We start from the raw sequence: 17,308 nt of genomic DNA on the forward strand, positions 1-17,308 counted from the left end.
TCAGCAATCGATAATATTCAATTGCTGACGTCAGGAATACTTAAACCAACCCTAAGAATTGTTTTTTGAAATGTAATAACAATCAGAAACTTACGATAAATTATTCTACAACATCGTCTTCTGAAACGATATCACTTCCCATTAACTCTTCAGGATGAACACCATCTTTTTCCATTAATGCTAATATTTCATTCATACGAACAAGACGAGCTTCTTCTTTAAATTCATGTAATACAGCAATAAGGTTATTGATCTTATAAAGAGGCATACGTTTAATTACAGCTTTTTGACGACCTGGTACTTCATCAGCAAAGTCAGTTAATGCTTGTCTATAATCAAAACGCTCATCACTTTTAGCGGGTTTCTGTGGTTCTTTAATAATAGTACTTGAATCAACAACCGTTGTGCCAGATTCAACACCTTTTAACATTTCACTCAGCGCTTTTTCTGCAGCTGCAAAACTATCCATGAATTACCTCAGGGGATCTTACGAATCAATCACTGAGCTTGGTAAAACTCAAGGGATTGCATTAACAATAATTCCTATACAAGAAAATTTCCGTATAGGTCATTCGTTCATTACGTAGGTTGCATAAAATTAACAACCCATCTGAAAGACGAGATTGAAATCAGTTCTACCAACTAACATACCAAGAATGATACTTGGACATTTTAATTATAATTGAAATTCGCGATTTAGATGTCATAGATGACGACTTGAGTGTTAAATATACCTGTAGAATGCATTTATGTGAACATAAATTTATCATTACAGAATAATTAGCCTAAATATATCGCCGAATATGTTCGCCGACTGTCTTTACATGATTTAACACGCCAAGCGACCATTACATAAATGCAACCCAACAAACGCATTGAGACTACAAATACCACTTAGTGTAATAATACACTCAAAAGTAACAGATACGCAATTTTAAACAATTTATTCTTTTTTGACAATTATTATTATTCTTTATTTTCAATAGACTATAATGATTTAATCGATTACATCTCAGAATTTATCCTCATGCTACTGTACCTAAAAGCTCATTTGCACTTCCAGCAAACTGCCACGTTTATCATTCAACAGATTAAACATCATTGGCCTTATGCATCCATCATTCGTGTCTTCTTGCTTTTAGTCGGAATAACCCGTTTCTCAACATTTGAATCCATTCCTGTTTCTGAGTTCAAGAATAAGCTGATGGCAATTTGGTAAAACGGCTAGAAAAAGCCCCTCAAAGCAGGCGTTTTCAAGGAAATTGTAGGAATATGGTCCATATAGAAGAATCTGGCGATAACTGACCTTTAAAGTAAAAAGGCAATCTGTCATTTAGCGTTAGGTATCAAAAATCAACTATGAATCTCATTTCTAATTTTGCATTAGAGACAAGCCAAAAATACTCGTAGTAACATTGAATGGATTTTTTAAGGAGACAAGAATGGAAATATACCCTACATGTAACAAATGCGGGCAATCTGATGAATATTTGGTTAGCCATGAAAACAAATACATTTGTATATGTGGACATGAGATCAAAATTACAGAATCAACCCTAGAGAGTAATGATGTACACCAAGGTTTAATGAGTTATCCAAAAGAAGATTCTTATCAAATGCACTAAGAGCAACAACAGCGCCAACTCCTTAGAGGTTTAACACTTCTCTGCATAATATAAAAATTAAGACTAGGCACTGGCATTCACAGTTGGCTGAAGATAATCCTAAAACTCCCTTTTTGGGGAGTTTTAACGTCCCCATAATCAAACTTTGTCTGACCTTGTTGTAGATTAAGCTGATTGAACGACACAAATTTAGTGCCTAATGTTGATATCAACTTGTTCAATCCGAAAGAGCTTTGTATTAATTCACTCTTTATTCAGATATCTTGAAAAAATACCCACAATTAAATAGTGTCATTAAGATTTTGTTACAAACATGAAATCAAACATGACCAATAATACAGCTTTATTAACCGAAAGAAACGTTAACAGTAGGTTAAATATCTGTTTATTTGCAATTATACAGCGTTCTTTAACGATCGTCATAAAAGAGCCCGCGAATTATTTAAGTTATTGTTACACAAGCAAAAATTAAACAGGACATAATACCCTATGCTTGCATTCCACATAAATCATTCATAAAACGTGATCTGCATCACACTGATAATTTGGAATTTCATGCTAAATTTCAGCGCCTTATCAGGGCAATGCTATCGATTCAATGTTTCACAATTGTAAATGCAACTGGTTTCAAGACCATGCAATAGTGGAAAATAAAAAATATAAATTAAGAATCGTATTCATGAACAATAACTGAAATGGATGTTTCAGTTCGCTCATCAACGTCCGTTGAATGAGACTTAGTTACAGGATAATTTTATGAGTGTTTTAACATCAATGAATGATGGTCTAATGACTGTTATCAACGCGGTTAACGGTGTTCTATGGGGCCAAGTGCTTATCTACATGCTTGTTGGCGTAGGTGTGTACTTCACTGTACGTTTAGGCTTCATCCAAATTCGTCAATTCAAACACGCTGTGGGCGTGCTTAAAAGAGGTAAGAATTCCGAAACAGGTATTAGTTCTTACCAAGTATTTTGTACATCAATGGCTGCTCGTGTCGGCACTGGTAATATGGCAGGTGTTGCTGTAGCACTGACAGTAGGTGGACCTGGCGCAATATTCTGGATGTGGGTGATCGCCCTATTCGGAATGGCAACTGCCTTTGTTGAATCCACCCTTGCCCAAGTATACAAAGTAAAAGACGTCGATGGTCAATACCGTGGCGGCCCTGCTTACTACATGGAGAAAGGTTTAGGTCAACGCTGGATGGGCTCACTGTTCTCAGTATTCCTGATCATTGCGTTCGGTTTAGTCTTCAACGCCGTTCAAGCAAACACGATTACAGATGCACTAAATCATTCATTTGGTTTTGATGAAACAACAATGGGCATCATTATTGTTATTACCTCTGCTTTCTTCATCATGGGTGGCTTAACTAAAATTGCAAGAGCTTCTGCTCGAATCGTTCCAGTAATGGCTGTGGGTTACTTAGCCGTTGCTGCACTTGTTGTTGTAATGAACATCTCTGAACTACCAGCAGCATTAACATTAATCGTTAAGAGTGCATTTGGTTGGCAGGAAGCTGCCGCAGGTGGTGTTGCATATACGATTGCCCAAGCAATGCAGAGTGGTATCGCTCGCGGTCTATTCTCTAACGAAGCCGGTATGGGTTCTGCTGCAAACATCGCAGCAAGTGCAACACCAAACCCTAACCACCCTGCATCACAGGGTTTCGTTCAGATGCTAGGTGTATTCGCCGATACTATCGTTATCTGTACAGCTTCTGCTGCAATGATTATGCTTTCAGGCGTAATGGATCAGCCAGATGCAGCATCAGGTATTGGTCTACTACAGCAAGCACTAACGAGTGAACTAGGTAGCTGGACAACTTACTTCATGGCAGCAGCAATCATTCTTTTCTGTTTCTCATCTATTATTGCGAACTACAGCTACGCAGAAACAAACATCATGTTCTTGAACGGTAACACGAAGAAAGGTCTATTTATCTTCCGTTTAACTGTTCTTGGTATGGTTATGTTTGGCTCTGTCGCTTCCCTACCTGTGGTATGGAGCCTAGCTGATGCATCGATGGGAATGATGGCACTGATTAATATAGTGGCATTGCTTCTACTCTCGAAGTTGGCATTCAAAGTTATCAAAGACTACGAAACACAGCTTAAAGCAGGGAAAACACCAGAATTTGATCGCTCTAAGTTCCCTGAACTAGAAGAGTTAGACGGTGCATGGCATCCTGAAACGATGAAAGAAGCACGTGCGAAGTCATAGTTAAAATTATTAACGACTAACTTCCACTAGTAACAAGAAGCCAGTGCATAGCACTGGCTTTTTTTGTTCTCGATATTCCAAACGACCTCAAGATTAAAAATACACTTAGCGAGTCGTTCAGATATATATTCAAGGAATAGATCATAATATTCAGTAATGATTCAGCCCATGTTGATATTATGAGCAGACAAAAAACACGTATATTTGCTGTCTCTAGCCTGAAATATTTACGTTGCTCTAATTTAAATTCATTACTGAAGGTATTGATTATTATGTATAAGAAATCACTTATTATTGTATTTGTACTTACATCAAGTATCGCTAGTGCATCAGTCAATTTTGATGACGTAATGAATAACAATTCCATGCAGATAGAATCTAAAGATAATAGCAGTGCTTTATTTTTCAATGAGACTAAAGGTATCTTTGGATTAATAGAAACCAACAAAAAATGTAGCCCTTCATCTCAAAAAATATCACTCAATCATGATGGTGATCTTTATCATGCAAATCAATACTGCACTAACGGTTCACGCATAACATACTCCCACTTAGCTGCAGCGAATGTTTTACTAGAACAAATTAATAAGAACCGTACTGTTACGGTCAATGGTATTGAATTTAATCATATATAAATATCACCAATTATAATGGATGACGCTTATCCAATCGCAAATAACACAATACTCAAAAAAGGCCTCTATCAAGACCTTTTATAAAAAATAAATATTAAGCGCCGTATATATCATTTGAAAGAAACGCTAACGATAACCATGCTCATGTTTCCAACTCGTGCTCATTTGATTTGTGACACACTCAGGAAGGGGTCGGTGCGCCTTCGCTGGAGGCACCATAATCTTGCGATAGCCAGAAGCGACTAATCGTAAGTCGAATGCTTTATCAATGGGCATTCCAGCTCGAGCTAAATCCCAACGAAATACACGGAGTGCCATATATTCGTGTTGCTCTATCTCGCCACCATAAGGATATTTTAATACCTTGGCATAAGCTTGCTTTGCCAGTTCGAAGTTAACTTTAATCATAAGTACCTCCCAAGCATACTGGTTATAACCACAGTAGTACGTTACAGGGTAGCGTGCAAGTTTATTTGTACTCTAGACATTGATATACATCATAAATGTTGCCTAAATGTGAATATACTCCATCAGTAAACAATGGCTTGGTTAATCTTTGCTCATCACAGAATAGAAACGATAATTCTTTTAAAGAATACCTAAAAATAATGAGAAAATTTGACACTATCAATACGACACAAACTTAGGCTCTGGTATTATTTGGTCACAAAAATAATTAATAGAGAAATTGATGATGTTTTCTGCTCGCCTTGCAAAACGAGTGTTTACCATATTTTTAGCGACGGGATTAATTGGATGTAGCACTGAACCACAAACCGGCGACATCATTAACTATAAAGGTATCTACACTTGGGGAGATGGCATACGCAGCTTTCAACCTTGCGGTTCTGCTCATTATTATTGGGTAGTACAAAACTCGGCCATTGTAGAACCAATGAAAGCCTTGTCAATCACGCTACAAAATACTCGTAACGAATCTTACCAGCCTGTTTATGTTGAGATCACCGCTGAGCATGTCGAGCAGCCTAAAGCTGGATTCGCCATCGACTTTAATGGTGCTATTGATATTTTGGAATCAACCATTATTTCCGAGAATATACCTAGCGAATGTGTATTCAATAATTAAATAAAAACCATACCAAGTATTCTACTACTCGGTATGGTTAATATTAAAGACAGTTAACAAAATAAAAAAACTACGCGTTAGTTATGACTTGCAACTGCCAATAAAGAGCCAGCGCCCATAAACATACTGCCAAAAATTCTATTTTGAATACGCACATGACGCTCATTTTTAATTAAGTGTGCTAAACGCGTTGCCAGTAAGGAGTAGCCAATCATTACCACTGTATCCACCACTAACATTGTCGTGCCCAGCAACATGATCTGATTAATTTGAGGCTCGTTAGTATTCATGAATTGTGGTAATAATGCGACCAAAAAAACGATACTTTTAGGATTGGTCATATTCACAATAACGGATTTAGTAAACAACTTTAATGGTTCAGGTTTTTGCGCTTTCACTTCACCTAAATCGAGTTTACTAACTTCATTAAACTTTTGATAACCCAGAAAAATAAGATAAGCGACACCTACCCACTTAATAACCGAAAACGCCAGTTCTGACTGTGCAAGCAAGGCACCTAACCCCAAACCAACCATTACAATATTAAATGCACTGCCCACTTGTAAGCCTAGGTTTGCGATTAAACTTGCTTTGAAACCATACTTCATTGTATTTGCCATCGTATTCACAGCCCCAGCACCCGGCGAAACACTCAACAATATGGCTGCAAGCAAAAAGGTTAACCAGACTTCAATTGACATTTGTTTTCTCCATTTAAGCGACTCACCCATACATTCTACGAAACAAGTTAGTTATTAATCGAAAAGGTATTCGTTCTGCGCAAATAATGCTTTCAAAGCACACATTGATGACAAGATACGTTTTAATCATCAAAAGAACAAATGTATTCACTTTATACAAAGTCATAATGTTTTATAGAACACTGTCGCACTTTTAATTACGGGTCACCTTGTATGGTAAAAAAGCACACCTGTTTTTTTACGGTTAATTATCAAACGATTTAGGACTTCAATCACACTTTAATTTTGTGGGTACGAAAATCCAGTATATGCATGAATTCTCCTATATCTGCGTTTTATATTTTGCCTCAATATATAGACAAGCATGACTAATACGGAGAATTATCATGAAGATTGAATCCCTAATAACCAATGAGTTAATTTGCCTAGATCTTAAAGCTACAAATAAGAAAGATGTACTGGTAGAAATGGCTACCCTTCTTGAGAACACTCAATGCATTTCTGATAAAAATGCATATTTATCAGACGTATGGACACGAGAAAATATTAGTAGCACAGGTTTTGAAGATGGCATCGCGATTCCTCATGCAAAGAGTTCAGCCGTTATTAAACCCGCTGTTGCTGTCGGCATTAGCCGTGCTGGCATAGAGTACGGCGCAGATGATGGTGAACTGTCTAATATATTCTTTATGATCGCATCACCCGATGGTGGCGATAATCACCACATTGAAGTATTAGCACAAATTTCTAGTAAATTAATTGAAGATGGATTCACAGATAAACTTCGTGCAGCAAAAACAGCTGAAGAAGCCGTCACGTTATTAACGCAAATAACACCACAGAAAAAAGCACGACCAACTATGCAACCAACACAGCCTGAAGTACCGGCCTCCTCTTTTAAAGCATCACTAAGTCGAATGAAACAACACTTGTTGTTTGGTACGTCGCACATGATTCCATTCATTGTCGCCGGTGGTGTTTTACTTTCTTTATCAGTGATGATTTCAGGTAAAGGTGCAGTACCAGAAACAGGTGTACTAAAAGACATCGCTGAAATGGGTATTGCAGGGTTAACCTTATTTACCGCTATTTTAGGCGGCTATATTGCTTATTCTATTGCCGACAAACCAGGTTTAGCACCAGGTATGATTGGTTCATGGATTGCCGTTCAACAATACAATACGGGATTCTTAGGGGCCATTGTCGTCGGCTTTATTGCAGGCTTTGTTGTGCAGCAACTTAAACGTATTAAGCTGCCTGATAGTATGACGTCACTCGGCTCGATATTTATCTACCCACTGATTGGTACATTCATCGTATGTAGTATCGTAATGTGGGGGATTGGTGAACCCATTGCACACATGATGACATCAATGAATGAATGGCTAGCGGGTATGGCTGGCAGCGGTAAGGTACTACTAGGTGCGATTCTTGGTGGTATGACAGCATTTGATATGGGTGGCCCGATTAATAAAGTCGCAACACTGTTTGCGCAAACCCAAGTTGATACACAGCCATGGTTAATGGGTGGTGTAGGCATCGCGATTTGTGTTCCACCACTGGGTATGGCACTTGCGACTATTTTATCACCTAAACGCTATAAGAAAGATGAGCGTGAAGCAGGTAAAGCAGCCGCTATCATGGGTATGATTGGTATTACCGAAGGTGCGATTCCATTTGCTGCAGCGGATCCAATACGTGTTATTCCTGCCATTGTTGTTGGTGGTATTGTGGGTAACGTAACTGGCTTTATGTTTAATGTGTTGAACCACGCACCTTGGGGTGGCTGGATTGTACTGCCCGTTGTAGACGGTAAAATTGGCTACATTGTAGGTACGATTGCAGGTGCTGTTGTTACTGCACTTATCGTTAACTTACTGAAGAAACCTGTTACTGAAGAAGATGAAAACGAAACAATGAATTACACGCCTGTTGAATCAATCTCTGAAGAAGGTGTGGCACAAGTACTTGCTATTACATCATGCCCATCAGGTGTTGCGCACACTTTTCTTGCAGCCAAAAGTTTAGAAAAAGCTGCCAGTAAATTAGGCATTAAAATTAAAGTCGAAACCCAAGGTGCTAACGGTATTGTAAATCGATTAACCGCAAAAGATGTCGCGAATGCAAAGCTGGTTATCTTTGCGCACGATGTCGCGATTAAAGAGATTCAACGCTTTGATGGCATGCATATTGTCGATACAAAAACCAAAGAAGCGATGAATAATGCAGAGCAACTGATTCGAGCTAACCTAGATCAAGCTAAAAGTGATTCAGCAGTAGTGGCAAATGCATAAGCCCTGAGGCTAAGGTTGAGAGTAATATTAAATATCTGTGATTCCTGATAGGAAATAACGTTAGACAATATTCAAAGGCAGGTTCCCCCACCTGCCTTTTCTCATGGCTAAGAGGAAAATTTTAACTTGTAGCGTGTGACAATCGAATACCATCACGAATATTTAATCCCAATAAAGTAGCATTCGTCGCCCCTGCAATTAATTCAATAGCCTGTACCGTCCAATATACCGAATCAAACTGACCCGCAGCCGACCAATCCGCTAAAAATATCGCAGCAGGTATAAGAATAACTACACCATTAGCGGCAGCAATTTTCATTCTTTTTTGCTTAACTGCTAATGCCCCCTTAACTTTCGCGCCATACAGTTTGTTAGCACTAATTCCCGTTGCCATCATTGCAAGAACTAAGAACCCAACACTATATAAAATAGTCTGTTTTACCTGCGCAATAGCTACATAATCGCCAGATATATCCACCATAAGACTACTAACAAAGAATAAAACTATCAGTAGAAAGGCGATAACCGCTGCCATTTTATGTATGCGTTTAATTATTACCTTACTCATCATATTTCCTTACTCTTGACCTTAATACTAACTTTTGAGTAAATAAAAATAAGCAATCAATGTTACCAAACCGAACGATACTGACGATGACATCCTTTACACGTTCCGCTTACTTGCTTTAACCCTCGCTTTGCTAACGCCATATCTTGACGCTCAGCAGCTTCTAGCATATCGGCATAACCTTGCTCCATCTGCGACATCAAGGTATTAAACTTTGCGGGCTTACTCCATATTGATGATTTAGCGCGGCTACCAGCATCACTCCCTTTCGGAAATGCACTTTGTAACTCGATTGCAGCTTGATGACTCGTGATAGCTAATGCACTAAATTGGCTCCAATCAATGAGATCGGTATTTAAAGTGCTATTCAGCGGCTTCATATTTTGCTCTATCGTTTCAAAATTCTGCTGACGAGCTTCGATTACTTGCGTAGCACTATTGGCTATCGCAGCCACACTGACACTTCCAAGTACCATAGCAAATACCATTTTGATACGTGTCGACAAGCGTTTCGTTGTTGGTTGAGCAGACATATTTTCATCCTCTTTTGGTTAACAATCGATAAATGCATATAGGAACTATTCGTTAATTCCCTAAACTCGGCATTAATTTACACTGCAACCATTGCGCACGCAACAGTTGCAGCGTAAATTAACGAGAAATTCATTAACGGAACACTTTTATGAAAGTATGGGATTTACCAACACGCTTATACCATTGGCTTCAGGCGCTACTATGCTTAGGGTTATTAACTTCAGGCTTTAGTGGAAATGGACCACATGAAGTCATAGGTATAGCGTTGCTTATATTAGTCTTATGGCGTCTATGTTGGGGAGTTATCGGTAGCGACACAAGCCGATTCAGCCACTTCTTACGCTCACCACTTATCGTGTGGCATTACTTAACGGGAAAAATTAAGCATACGATCGGTCACAACCCCGCTGGCGGCTGGATGGTTATCACCCTACTAACCTGCCTATTAATTCAAAGCCTAACGGGTTTTATTTTGATGGGTGTCTTCGATATATGGATAAATGAGTCGTCTTTCTTAGCTGGTAGTGACTTGATAGGGATTGTTCATGCATTAACGGCTCGTTTACTGATTGCTCTAATAGGCTTACATTTGCTAGCAATCATTTCTTATAAACTAAAACATGTCCCTTTAGTCAAAGCCATGTTTACAGGAAAGCAATCAACCAGCACAGATCTTAGCAAGACAACCAATTCAGCCCAAGTAACAAGTTCACATATGGTTGCATTTAAACAAAATCGGCTAGCCTTCTACTGCTTTTTAATCTGTGTAGGCATAGTGTATTCGTTGCTAAAAATGACGGGGATCGTGTAATAACACATAGCATTTAATATGGCTTATCATCCACTTATTCCTTATAGTACGGGTAGTGATTTCACCTATAACTCAGAAGATAGAACATAATAATGAGTACATCATTCGACCGTCAATCAAGCCTTGGTTGGCTTATTAATGTCGTTGCCAATAAACTAAAAAATGATTTTGATACTGAACTCAAAAAACATGGTTTAACCATCGCGCTGTGGCCGACTCTTATGTGTTTATGGGAAGAAGAAGGCGTAACTCAGCGAGAAATCGCTATCAAATCTAAAGTTGAAAGTTCGACAACGACACGCACTATCGACAAGCTTGAGCGACTTCACCTCGTCGAACGCCGCGATGATCCACAAAGCCGCCGTTCATTTCGTATTTATCTCACAGATGAAGGGCGTGCTTTACAAAGTACACTAATCCACATACCTGTTGATATAAATGAATCGATGCTGTCCTCTCTCGATAGTGAAGAGCAAGAACAAATGCTCGGCCTACTAAAAAAGTTAGTTCGCAATATTGATGTTTAATGGGGAGAAGATATTCTTAAGTCTCTGATTTGAAATTATGCTGTTTGTTTTTCAACCACCTAAATAGCCTGAATATTTTATTGCTTTAAACAGCCTCACCGCTACTTTATTATGCCTACTCTGAAAACCCAAGGACAAACACTCGATGAAACAAATTAACATTGCACCTAACTCACAAATTGCAGTAATTTTCAAAGGCTGGGCGGCTGATTGGGCTAAAGATGTTCAATCAGATAAAAAGGATATGGCGAAGAAATTTCACACTGTTTACAACATTGCAGGTGAGCTGTTTACTAAAGGTGGCGAAGTAGAAGTTTCATTTGTTTCTGCGCTATTTAACGACTGTAAGAAAAAAGCAGATATGGCTGAAGCCATGAATCAAAAAGTAGTCGCTAGCCTTCAAGGTGATGATGAGCGCGCTCAAAAGATCATCGCCAAAGTCAATGCAGCAGCACAAGATGCCGCCTTTGTTGTAAACCACCTTGGTCAGATATTACTTCAATCAGCTTAACGGTACTGCTATTAGATTGCGCTAGTAAAGTGCCACAAAAGCCAAGTACAGCGGTAGTTATTATATCCCCCTTCAAACACGCACTACCGCTGTTACTCCTACTGTATTCCCTTTTCTTTGCTTGCTATCACTAGAATATACACGGTAACTTGGGTATAGACTTGTTTATAAATAGGATAAGAGCATGCTGGCATCTCTCGAAATCATTCAACTCGGCAATCCACTTTTACGCGTTCCAGCCGAAGCCTTATCAACCACACAAATTAACGTTACATTACCTCTGCTTGCATCACTTGAACAGATTATGCTTTCGCACCAAGGCGTTGGTATTGCTGCACCACAAGTTGGTGAGTCACTTCGTGTTTTTATTGTCGCTTCTCGCCCTAACGATCGTTATCCACATGCACCACTGATGGAGCCAACCATCATGATAAACCCTGAACTATTATGGCACAGTGATTTAATGGAAAAAGACTGGGAAGGTTGTTTAAGTATTCCGGGTATTAGGGCAAAGGTAAATCGTTACACACACATCCGAGTTAGTTATCTCAATGTCTTAGGTGATGTCATTGAAACTGAATTCACTGGTTTTATTGCGAGAATATTCCAACACGAGCTCGATCATTTAAATGGTATTGTCTTTCTTGATCGAGCAGACAAACTCGATGTTGCAACAGAGACTGAATATAGGAAACTGATAGGGTTAAATGAATAAGATTTAGTATTTTTCTGTAACATATAACACGAGTTATTGTGTTCTTTATCAGTTTTTGTGAAATGCATTACAAGACACACAATCGGAACTATAACTATAACCCCATGATTTAAAAGATGTGTTATTGCTAATGGGATCACAGTAGATTTAATTATTCTCGATATAGTGATGTGAGTATTTATTTGTGATTTCGCTTTAAAAAGGAAAATAACATGTCTCGCCCTATCATTATCGATTGTGATCCTGGTCATGACGATGCGATCGCACTTATTCTTGCTTGCGCTAGCCCAGAGCTCGATATAAAAGCAGTTACTACCAGTGCTGGTAATCAAACCCCCGAAAAAACCCTGCATAATGCATTACGTATTCTCACGTTAGTTGGCAGAACAGACATTCCCGTCGCAGGTGGTGCTCTACAGCCCCTTTCTCGTGAATTGATTATTGCTGATAATGTACACGGTGAAACTGGATTAGACGGACCAGTGTTACCCGAACCTACGTTTGAACCACAGCCCTGCCACGCAGTTGAACTAATGGCTAAAGTACTGACAGAATCAACAGAGCCAGTCACGCTTGTACCTACCGGGCCTCTTACTAACATAGCCTTGTTACTGGCAACCCACCGTGAGCTGCACAGTAAGATTGATAGTATTGTGTTAATGGGGGGCGCAGCTGAAGTTGGTAATTGGACTCCTGCTGCTGAATTTAATATTTACGTTGATCCCGAAGCGGCTGATATTGTTTTTAAATCAGGTATTCCTATCACTATGTGTGGGCTAGATGTTACCCATAGAGCACAAATCATGGATGAGGATATCGAAAAAATTCGCGAGATAAACAATCCAGTAGCCCAAGTAACCGCTGAATTGCTTGATTTCTTTATGATTTATCACCGTGACCCAAAATGGGGATTCGAAGGAGCACCTTTGCACGATCCTTGCACCATTGCTTGGTTATTAAAACCAACGCTGTTCGCATCGATCAATTGCTGGGTAGGTGTTGAAACACAAGGGAGCCATACATTGGGGATGACAGTTGTCGATCGCTACCAGCTAACCGATAACCCAATAAATACGACTGTATTGTTTGATGTGAATCGTCGGGGCTTTGTTGACTTATTAGTAGAACGCCTTGCTAACTACTGATTATCTTAAGGTAGCTTGGAGGTAATTATCAGAGAAGAAAAAGATCTCTGCTGGATCATTTATACAAAAGAGCAGGGAGCTTTTCTTTCAGAAATATATAGGGAACGTAGCAAGTTAATACGCAACGCTTAAATTATTGTCTTTAAAGCCTGCTATATCTTGCATCGTTTCTGAACCACAGTCACAAGCATTGTTGTTCAAATAACCTGTAGGTTTAACTTCGTGACAGCTTGCGCAGTAACTAAAATATTCATCAGAGCCTAACGATACTATCAAAGCATTGATTGCCTCTAATATCTCATGTTCTTGAAAGCGCCCTATCGTTTTCCAACGGTAAACAGGTTTTGACAAATGGGTTCCCACAACAGAACAAATACGTATATCAATTGTATTGAAGCGATCACCAATAAACGGCTTATCCTCTTTCGGCATTTCCTGACCGTTGAAGAAATCAATATCTGTTGCTGAGCCCATGCGGGCATATGGATAATCGCAGTGGAAACATTCTAAAGACAAGTATTGATCTCTTTCAACCGTTTGTTCTATTAGCTGACTTTCAATATAAACCAATACGCCCTGTCTTAGGTTTTCATCTAAACACACATAGCCTTGGCTCAATACATCTAACGTCTGCTTCAATTGGTTGCGAGATATTTCCACACTTGTTCCTATTTTGTTATGCCCATCCTTGATTAAATCATGTGTTATTTCATCCATTAAATAATCATTCACCAGCGTAAAGTAACACTTTATAAGTTGACCTTTCAAGTCGATATATTGACAGCTTTGAATTTATTAATTATATCATATTCTTAATATAAGCCAGCCAATAACCATATAATAACTAGGTATATTAGCAATTCTATATTTCATACAAATTTCAAACTTTTAATTAGCATTTGTAGCGTACATATAATCAACAATATGAAAAATCAATAGTTTAATGTTTTACTTGAATATTGATTACCCTTAAAACAAAAATCAAACTATTGGCAATGAATAATAACAAAGTCAGATGTTAATCCCTAAAGAAGAGAACAGTACTAATGACTTTTTTGAAGATCATCGTGATTTTATTTTTCCAGTATTGCATCTACTGATTTTAGGTATATAGTGTCGATTAACAAAACCACTGGATAAATAACCATGACTTTTCAACTTCACGAACAGCCGCAAGACATTATTCAAAAGCTAAACACCATTGGTTCAGCTCAACGAGAACGTTTGGCGTTTATTGATTTTGCACTGTATTTTCTTGGTGAAGTCACACGTAAAGATTTGATAGATAGGTTTGCAGTGGGCCACGCAGCAACAACGCGTGATTTAGCCTTATATAAAGAAATTTTGCCAGATAATTTAAAATTAGATATGCGATCGAAGAAATACTATAAACAAGATGCCTTCTCGCCAATGTTTACACTTGATCTAGAAAAAACGCTAGCAACAGTGTCTCTAGGTTATGGTGATGGATTTTCTGGTCATCAAGCATTTCCAATCTGCTGTGAGTCACCTCAATTACTCACCCTACCAAAAACACCAATTATGGCTGCGTTATGTGAAGGGATTTATAGAAACAAATTAATTGAAGTAGAATACATTTCAACTTCCAGTGGTAAATCGTGCCGTGTTATCGCGCCACACAGTCTTGTTGATTCAGGAAACCGCTGGCATGTGCGTTCGTTTGATCGCAAAAATGGTCGCTTTATGGACGTGGTATGTAATCGTGTTGTCAGTGCAAATATACTGATTGATGAACCACATAACCACGAGCTTATTGCTGAAGATCGCCAGTGGCAGAAATTTATTGACCTAGAATTAATCCCCCACCCTGAGCAAAAAAATCCTGAAGCTATTGAACTAGATTATGAAATGGTGGATGGAAAAAGAGTAATTGAAACACGCGCAGCTTTAGCGGGTTATTTACTTCGTAAATGGGAAGTAGATTGCAGTAAAAATAGAAATTTGCATAAAACCGTAGGATACCAGCTAGCATTGGGAAATCATCAAGCCTTATACCAAGTCAATAGCGCAACATTAGCTCCAGGGTATACTGCCTAAATAAAGAAGCCGCAAATAAATGCGGCTTTTTATAACATTCAAGTTATTTGGGTATGTTGAAATTTTTATCGTTTGAGCAAGTAAATGTATAATAATTACTCCGCTCGGTGAACACAGCAAAACCTAGCCCTAAACAATAAGCACCGTTTAATTCATGCATATAAGCTAATGTATCTTGATTTTTTACCACAAAATAGCTGTCGTTTTCACAGATAACACGGATTTTACCATCATCTCCTTGAGAAAATGCCTTAACCTTTGTACCGCATAAGGTATAGCTTACATCAACGTAATCATCTGCTTGCTGATCCACTGACTTGGAACAACCTGTAAGTACAAATAGCGCAACAATAACACTGAGCAATGATTTCACTGACCCTCTCCTAATTATCTAATATCCCAAGTTACTTCAAGATGTAGGATAATAAATTCCCACAGAACAAGTCTCTTAGGTATAAGTGTAATAGCAGAAAAAACTTTCGCAAAAAAATACTGTTAAGCTTCACTTTTGTATCACTTTTTTGCTTAACCATTCATCTTTCGTTTTTCATCAATACGTCGACGATGCCAAATGGAATAATGGCGCAAACCAGCAGGACCATGAGAGATAAAGACTGACATTACTAATATAGTAATAAAAAGCGAAGGCTTGTGTTGTGGTATTACCCAAAAAGACGCTAACAAACTTAGCTTAACAAAGGTAAGTACCCCTTTGAGTTGAATAAGCCACAATCGAGAACGTAAGATCTCCATTAACATCATGATCATGCCTGTCGACATCGCAAGCATCCACCAGCCAACCCATAACGCTTTATCGACACCATATAGAATACCGCCACTAGAGGCTGCTATTCCTAAAATGTGTAGTGCTCTTATCCCCGTTTTACCTAAGCGCAGGGTCCAAAATCGAGCTTCTGACATACCATATTGTTCACCTTTTCGATTGCCTTTTCTATGGCCGTCAGACGATAGCTTACTGTGGCGAGGTTCCTGCTTATTATCTTTATTTGTCATTGCATCATCATTGCTGCTTGTTGAGCGGTAAGAATAACGGATAGCGATAAAAGTTGCGAGAGGCCTGTTGAGTACAAGCTACCTGTCTGAAGAAATTATGCAGATTTAAACTCAGCAATCTGACCGTCAGTAACTAAATAGCAATCCATACCAGCTGAAATAGCGGCAGATCGACCTAATTCTGTATCTTCAAAAACAATGCAATCTTTGGGCTCTATTCCAATACGCTTGGCTGCCTCTAAAAATGTATCTGGATTGGGCTTATGATTTTCAACATCATTAGACGTAACCACCGCATCAAGGTAAGGCATTAAACCCGTTACTACCAATAACTCATCAGCATGACGACGCTGGCACCCTGTACCAATCGCAATCTTTTTAGATAATGCTTTCTGTTGCTTTAGCACGTCAAACGTTGCTGGAATGATGTCTCCTTTATGGGGTATATCATCAAAAACACGCAGCTTACTTTCGGCTAATAATACCGGGTCGCAGTCTAATTGATATTTCTCATTAATTGCATACGCAGTTTTAATGGTTGGCATTCCCCCTAAGGTATAAAACCACTCCCGATCAAATGGAATATCAAACGCTTCACATGTCTCTTTCCATGCATTTAAGTGTGCTGGCATTGAATCGACTAACGTGCCATCCATATCGAAAATAATGCCTTTGTATTTAGTTAAATCCATTCATGTACTCCTCAGCCATTTTGTTTATATAAACACTGTTATATAAACACTATGCCTGACTTTACCAACGTAACTCAATGAAGCAGCTTAAAATAAACAGCATGTGAGTTGTTCCCCCTCTGGAAATACCACAAAACTCATTCATTTCCCTCTTCAGCAAGCCTC

Annotated in this window: 19 protein-coding genes and 2 pseudogenes; 12 read left to right on the forward strand and 9 right to left on the reverse strand. The window is 38.7% G+C overall.

Going from position 1 to position 17,308, the window contains the following annotated elements; translation table 11 throughout:
• Positions 1-100 precede the first annotated feature (100 nt).
• Complete coding sequence (locus tag C9J47_RS06115) at positions 101-469, reverse strand: hypothetical protein (RefSeq protein ID WP_107252741.1); 369 nt, start codon at positions 467-469, stop codon at positions 101-103.
• A gap of 973 nt (positions 470-1,442) precedes the next feature.
• Between C9J47_RS06115 and C9J47_RS06120 the strand changes: the two genes are divergently transcribed.
• The 3 genes from C9J47_RS06120 (at position 1,443) to C9J47_RS06130 (ending at position 4,486) form a co-directional block, all read left to right on the forward strand.
• The gene (locus tag C9J47_RS06120; protein WP_107252742.1) at positions 1,443-1,625 is read left to right on the forward strand and encodes a hypothetical protein; all 183 of its coding nucleotides are present in this window, start codon (positions 1,443-1,445) and stop codon (positions 1,623-1,625) included.
• Between the two features lie 756 nt (positions 1,626-2,381).
• On the forward strand, positions 2,382-3,851 hold the full coding sequence (locus C9J47_RS06125) for an alanine/glycine:cation symporter family protein (RefSeq protein ID WP_107252743.1): 1,470 nt from the start codon (positions 2,382-2,384) through the stop codon (positions 3,849-3,851).
• Between the two features lie 272 nt (positions 3,852-4,123).
• Positions 4,124-4,486, forward strand: a complete 363-nt coding sequence (locus C9J47_RS06130; RefSeq protein WP_107252744.1) for a hypothetical protein — start codon at positions 4,124-4,126, stop codon at positions 4,484-4,486.
• Positions 4,487-4,612: 126 nt separating this feature from the next.
• Here C9J47_RS06130 and C9J47_RS06135 read toward each other — a convergent pair whose 3' ends face one another.
• Complete coding sequence (locus C9J47_RS06135; RefSeq protein ID WP_107252745.1) at positions 4,613-4,894, reverse strand: hypothetical protein; 282 nt, start codon at positions 4,892-4,894, stop codon at positions 4,613-4,615.
• Between the two features lie 283 nt (positions 4,895-5,177).
• Between C9J47_RS06135 and C9J47_RS06140 the strand changes: the two genes are divergently transcribed.
• Positions 5,178-5,573 (forward strand): hypothetical protein, encoded by a 396-nt coding sequence (locus tag C9J47_RS06140; protein WP_245903328.1) that lies wholly within the window; start codon positions 5,178-5,180, stop codon positions 5,571-5,573.
• 77 nt (positions 5,574-5,650) lie between these two features.
• Here the strand turns inward: C9J47_RS06140 and rhtB are convergent, their stop codons facing one another.
• Positions 5,651-6,274 carry a homoserine/homoserine lactone efflux protein gene (gene rhtB, locus C9J47_RS06145; protein ID WP_107252746.1) on the reverse strand — a complete coding sequence of 208 codons (624 nt, stop codon included), beginning with the start codon at positions 6,272-6,274 and terminating at the stop codon, positions 5,651-5,653.
• Between the two features lie 386 nt (positions 6,275-6,660).
• Between rhtB and C9J47_RS27580 the strand changes: the two are divergent.
• Together C9J47_RS27580 and C9J47_RS06150 are read left to right on the forward strand one after the other, a co-directional pair.
• Positions 6,661-7,096: pseudogene (locus C9J47_RS27580) on the forward strand (PTS sugar transporter subunit IIA); the annotation flags it as partial.
• 83 nt (positions 7,097-7,179) lie between these two features.
• A pseudogene (locus C9J47_RS06150) lies at positions 7,180-8,568 on the forward strand (PTS fructose transporter subunit EIIC); the annotation flags it as partial.
• Between the two features lie 121 nt (positions 8,569-8,689).
• On the opposite strand, the gene C9J47_RS06155 reads toward C9J47_RS06150, so the two are convergent.
• Together C9J47_RS06155 and C9J47_RS06160 are read right to left on the reverse strand one after the other, a co-directional pair.
• Positions 8,690-9,136 carry a hypothetical protein gene (locus C9J47_RS06155; RefSeq protein ID WP_107252748.1) on the reverse strand — a complete coding sequence of 149 codons (447 nt, stop codon included), beginning with the start codon at positions 9,134-9,136 and terminating at the stop codon, positions 8,690-8,692.
• A gap of 62 nt (positions 9,137-9,198) precedes the next feature.
• Complete coding sequence (locus C9J47_RS06160) at positions 9,199-9,669, reverse strand: c-type cytochrome (RefSeq protein WP_107252749.1); 471 nt, start codon at positions 9,667-9,669, stop codon at positions 9,199-9,201.
• A gap of 149 nt (positions 9,670-9,818) precedes the next feature.
• Between C9J47_RS06160 and C9J47_RS06165 the strand changes: the two genes are divergently transcribed.
• The 5 genes from C9J47_RS06165 to rihA all read left to right on the forward strand — a co-directional run bounded on the left by C9J47_RS06165 (position 9,819) and on the right by rihA (position 13,379).
• Positions 9,819-10,481, forward strand: a complete 663-nt coding sequence (locus tag C9J47_RS06165; RefSeq protein WP_107252750.1) for a cytochrome b/b6 domain-containing protein — start codon at positions 9,819-9,821, stop codon at positions 10,479-10,481.
• A gap of 92 nt (positions 10,482-10,573) precedes the next feature.
• Entirely contained in the window at positions 10,574-11,008 is a 435-nt protein-coding gene (locus C9J47_RS06170; RefSeq protein ID WP_006232078.1) for a MarR family winged helix-turn-helix transcriptional regulator, read from the forward strand.
• Positions 11,009-11,153: 145 nt separating this feature from the next.
• The gene (locus tag C9J47_RS06175) at positions 11,154-11,519 is read left to right on the forward strand and encodes a hypothetical protein (RefSeq protein WP_006232079.1); all 366 of its coding nucleotides are present in this window, start codon (positions 11,154-11,156) and stop codon (positions 11,517-11,519) included.
• Between the two features lie 184 nt (positions 11,520-11,703).
• On the forward strand, positions 11,704-12,234 hold the full coding sequence (gene def / locus C9J47_RS06180; RefSeq protein ID WP_107252751.1) for a peptide deformylase: 531 nt from the start codon (positions 11,704-11,706) through the stop codon (positions 12,232-12,234).
• Between the two features lie 212 nt (positions 12,235-12,446).
• Positions 12,447-13,379 carry a pyrimidine-specific ribonucleoside hydrolase RihA gene (rihA, locus tag C9J47_RS06185; protein WP_107252752.1) on the forward strand — a complete coding sequence of 311 codons (933 nt, stop codon included), beginning with the start codon at positions 12,447-12,449 and terminating at the stop codon, positions 13,377-13,379.
• A gap of 114 nt (positions 13,380-13,493) precedes the next feature.
• Here the strand turns inward: rihA and C9J47_RS06190 are convergent, their stop codons facing one another.
• Positions 13,494-14,039, reverse strand: a complete 546-nt coding sequence (locus tag C9J47_RS06190) for a hypothetical protein (protein ID WP_107253441.1) — start codon at positions 14,037-14,039, stop codon at positions 13,494-13,496.
• A 486-nt stretch (positions 14,040-14,525) separates the two neighbouring features.
• On the opposite strand from C9J47_RS06190, the gene C9J47_RS06195 reads away from it, so the two are divergent.
• On the forward strand, positions 14,526-15,437 hold the full coding sequence (locus tag C9J47_RS06195; protein ID WP_107252753.1) for a WYL domain-containing protein: 912 nt from the start codon (positions 14,526-14,528) through the stop codon (positions 15,435-15,437).
• Positions 15,438-15,480: 43 nt separating this feature from the next.
• Here C9J47_RS06195 and C9J47_RS06200 read toward each other — a convergent pair whose 3' ends face one another.
• The 3 genes from C9J47_RS06200 to C9J47_RS06210 form a co-directional block, all read right to left on the reverse strand.
• Entirely contained in the window at positions 15,481-15,810 is a 330-nt protein-coding gene (locus C9J47_RS06200; protein WP_011218762.1) for a membrane lipoprotein lipid attachment site-containing protein, read from the reverse strand.
• 152 nt (positions 15,811-15,962) lie between these two features.
• Positions 15,963-16,451 carry a hypothetical protein gene (locus C9J47_RS06205; RefSeq protein WP_245903330.1) on the reverse strand — a complete coding sequence of 163 codons (489 nt, stop codon included), beginning with the start codon at positions 16,449-16,451 and terminating at the stop codon, positions 15,963-15,965.
• A gap of 95 nt (positions 16,452-16,546) precedes the next feature.
• Positions 16,547-17,143: an HAD family hydrolase gene (locus C9J47_RS06210; RefSeq protein ID WP_107252754.1), complete on the reverse strand. Its 597-nt coding sequence runs from the start codon at positions 17,141-17,143 to the stop codon at positions 16,547-16,549.
• Between the last annotated feature and the right edge of the window lie 165 nt (positions 17,144-17,308).

It is taken from the genome of Photobacterium indicum, from assembly GCF_003026215.1.
GTDB classification, from domain to species: Bacteria; Pseudomonadota; Gammaproteobacteria; order Enterobacterales; family Vibrionaceae; genus Photobacterium; species Photobacterium indicum.

Coding starts and splice junctions, on each gene's coding strand:
- C9J47_RS06115 (WP_107252741.1), bottom strand. CDS start 469: ATGGATAGTTTTGCAGCTGCAGAAAAAGCGCTGAGTGAAATGTTAAAA.
- C9J47_RS06120 (WP_107252742.1), top strand. CDS start 1,443: ATGGAAATATACCCTACATGTAACAAATGCGGGCAATCTGATGAATAT.
- C9J47_RS06125 (WP_107252743.1), top strand. CDS start 2,382: ATGAGTGTTTTAACATCAATGAATGATGGTCTAATGACTGTTATCAAC.
- C9J47_RS06130 (WP_107252744.1), top strand. CDS start 4,124: ATGTATAAGAAATCACTTATTATTGTATTTGTACTTACATCAAGTATC.
- C9J47_RS06135 (WP_107252745.1), bottom strand. CDS start 4,894: ATGATTAAAGTTAACTTCGAACTGGCAAAGCAAGCTTATGCCAAGGTA.
- C9J47_RS06140 (WP_245903328.1), top strand. CDS start 5,178: ATGATGTTTTCTGCTCGCCTTGCAAAACGAGTGTTTACCATATTTTTA.
- rhtB (WP_107252746.1), bottom strand. CDS start 6,274: ATGTCAATTGAAGTCTGGTTAACCTTTTTGCTTGCAGCCATATTGTTG.
- C9J47_RS06155 (WP_107252748.1), bottom strand. CDS start 9,136: ATGAGTAAGGTAATAATTAAACGCATACATAAAATGGCAGCGGTTATC.
- C9J47_RS06160 (WP_107252749.1), bottom strand. CDS start 9,669: ATGTCTGCTCAACCAACAACGAAACGCTTGTCGACACGTATCAAAATG.
- C9J47_RS06165 (WP_107252750.1), top strand. CDS start 9,819: ATGAAAGTATGGGATTTACCAACACGCTTATACCATTGGCTTCAGGCG.
- C9J47_RS06170 (WP_006232078.1), top strand. CDS start 10,574: ATGAGTACATCATTCGACCGTCAATCAAGCCTTGGTTGGCTTATTAAT.
- C9J47_RS06175 (WP_006232079.1), top strand. CDS start 11,154: ATGAAACAAATTAACATTGCACCTAACTCACAAATTGCAGTAATTTTC.
- def (WP_107252751.1), top strand. CDS start 11,704: ATGCTGGCATCTCTCGAAATCATTCAACTCGGCAATCCACTTTTACGC.
- rihA (WP_107252752.1), top strand. CDS start 12,447: ATGTCTCGCCCTATCATTATCGATTGTGATCCTGGTCATGACGATGCG.
- C9J47_RS06195 (WP_107252753.1), top strand. CDS start 14,526: ATGACTTTTCAACTTCACGAACAGCCGCAAGACATTATTCAAAAGCTA.
- C9J47_RS06205 (WP_245903330.1), bottom strand. CDS start 16,451: ATGACAAATAAAGATAATAAGCAGGAACCTCGCCACAGTAAGCTATCG.
- C9J47_RS06210 (WP_107252754.1), bottom strand. CDS start 17,143: ATGGATTTAACTAAATACAAAGGCATTATTTTCGATATGGATGGCACG.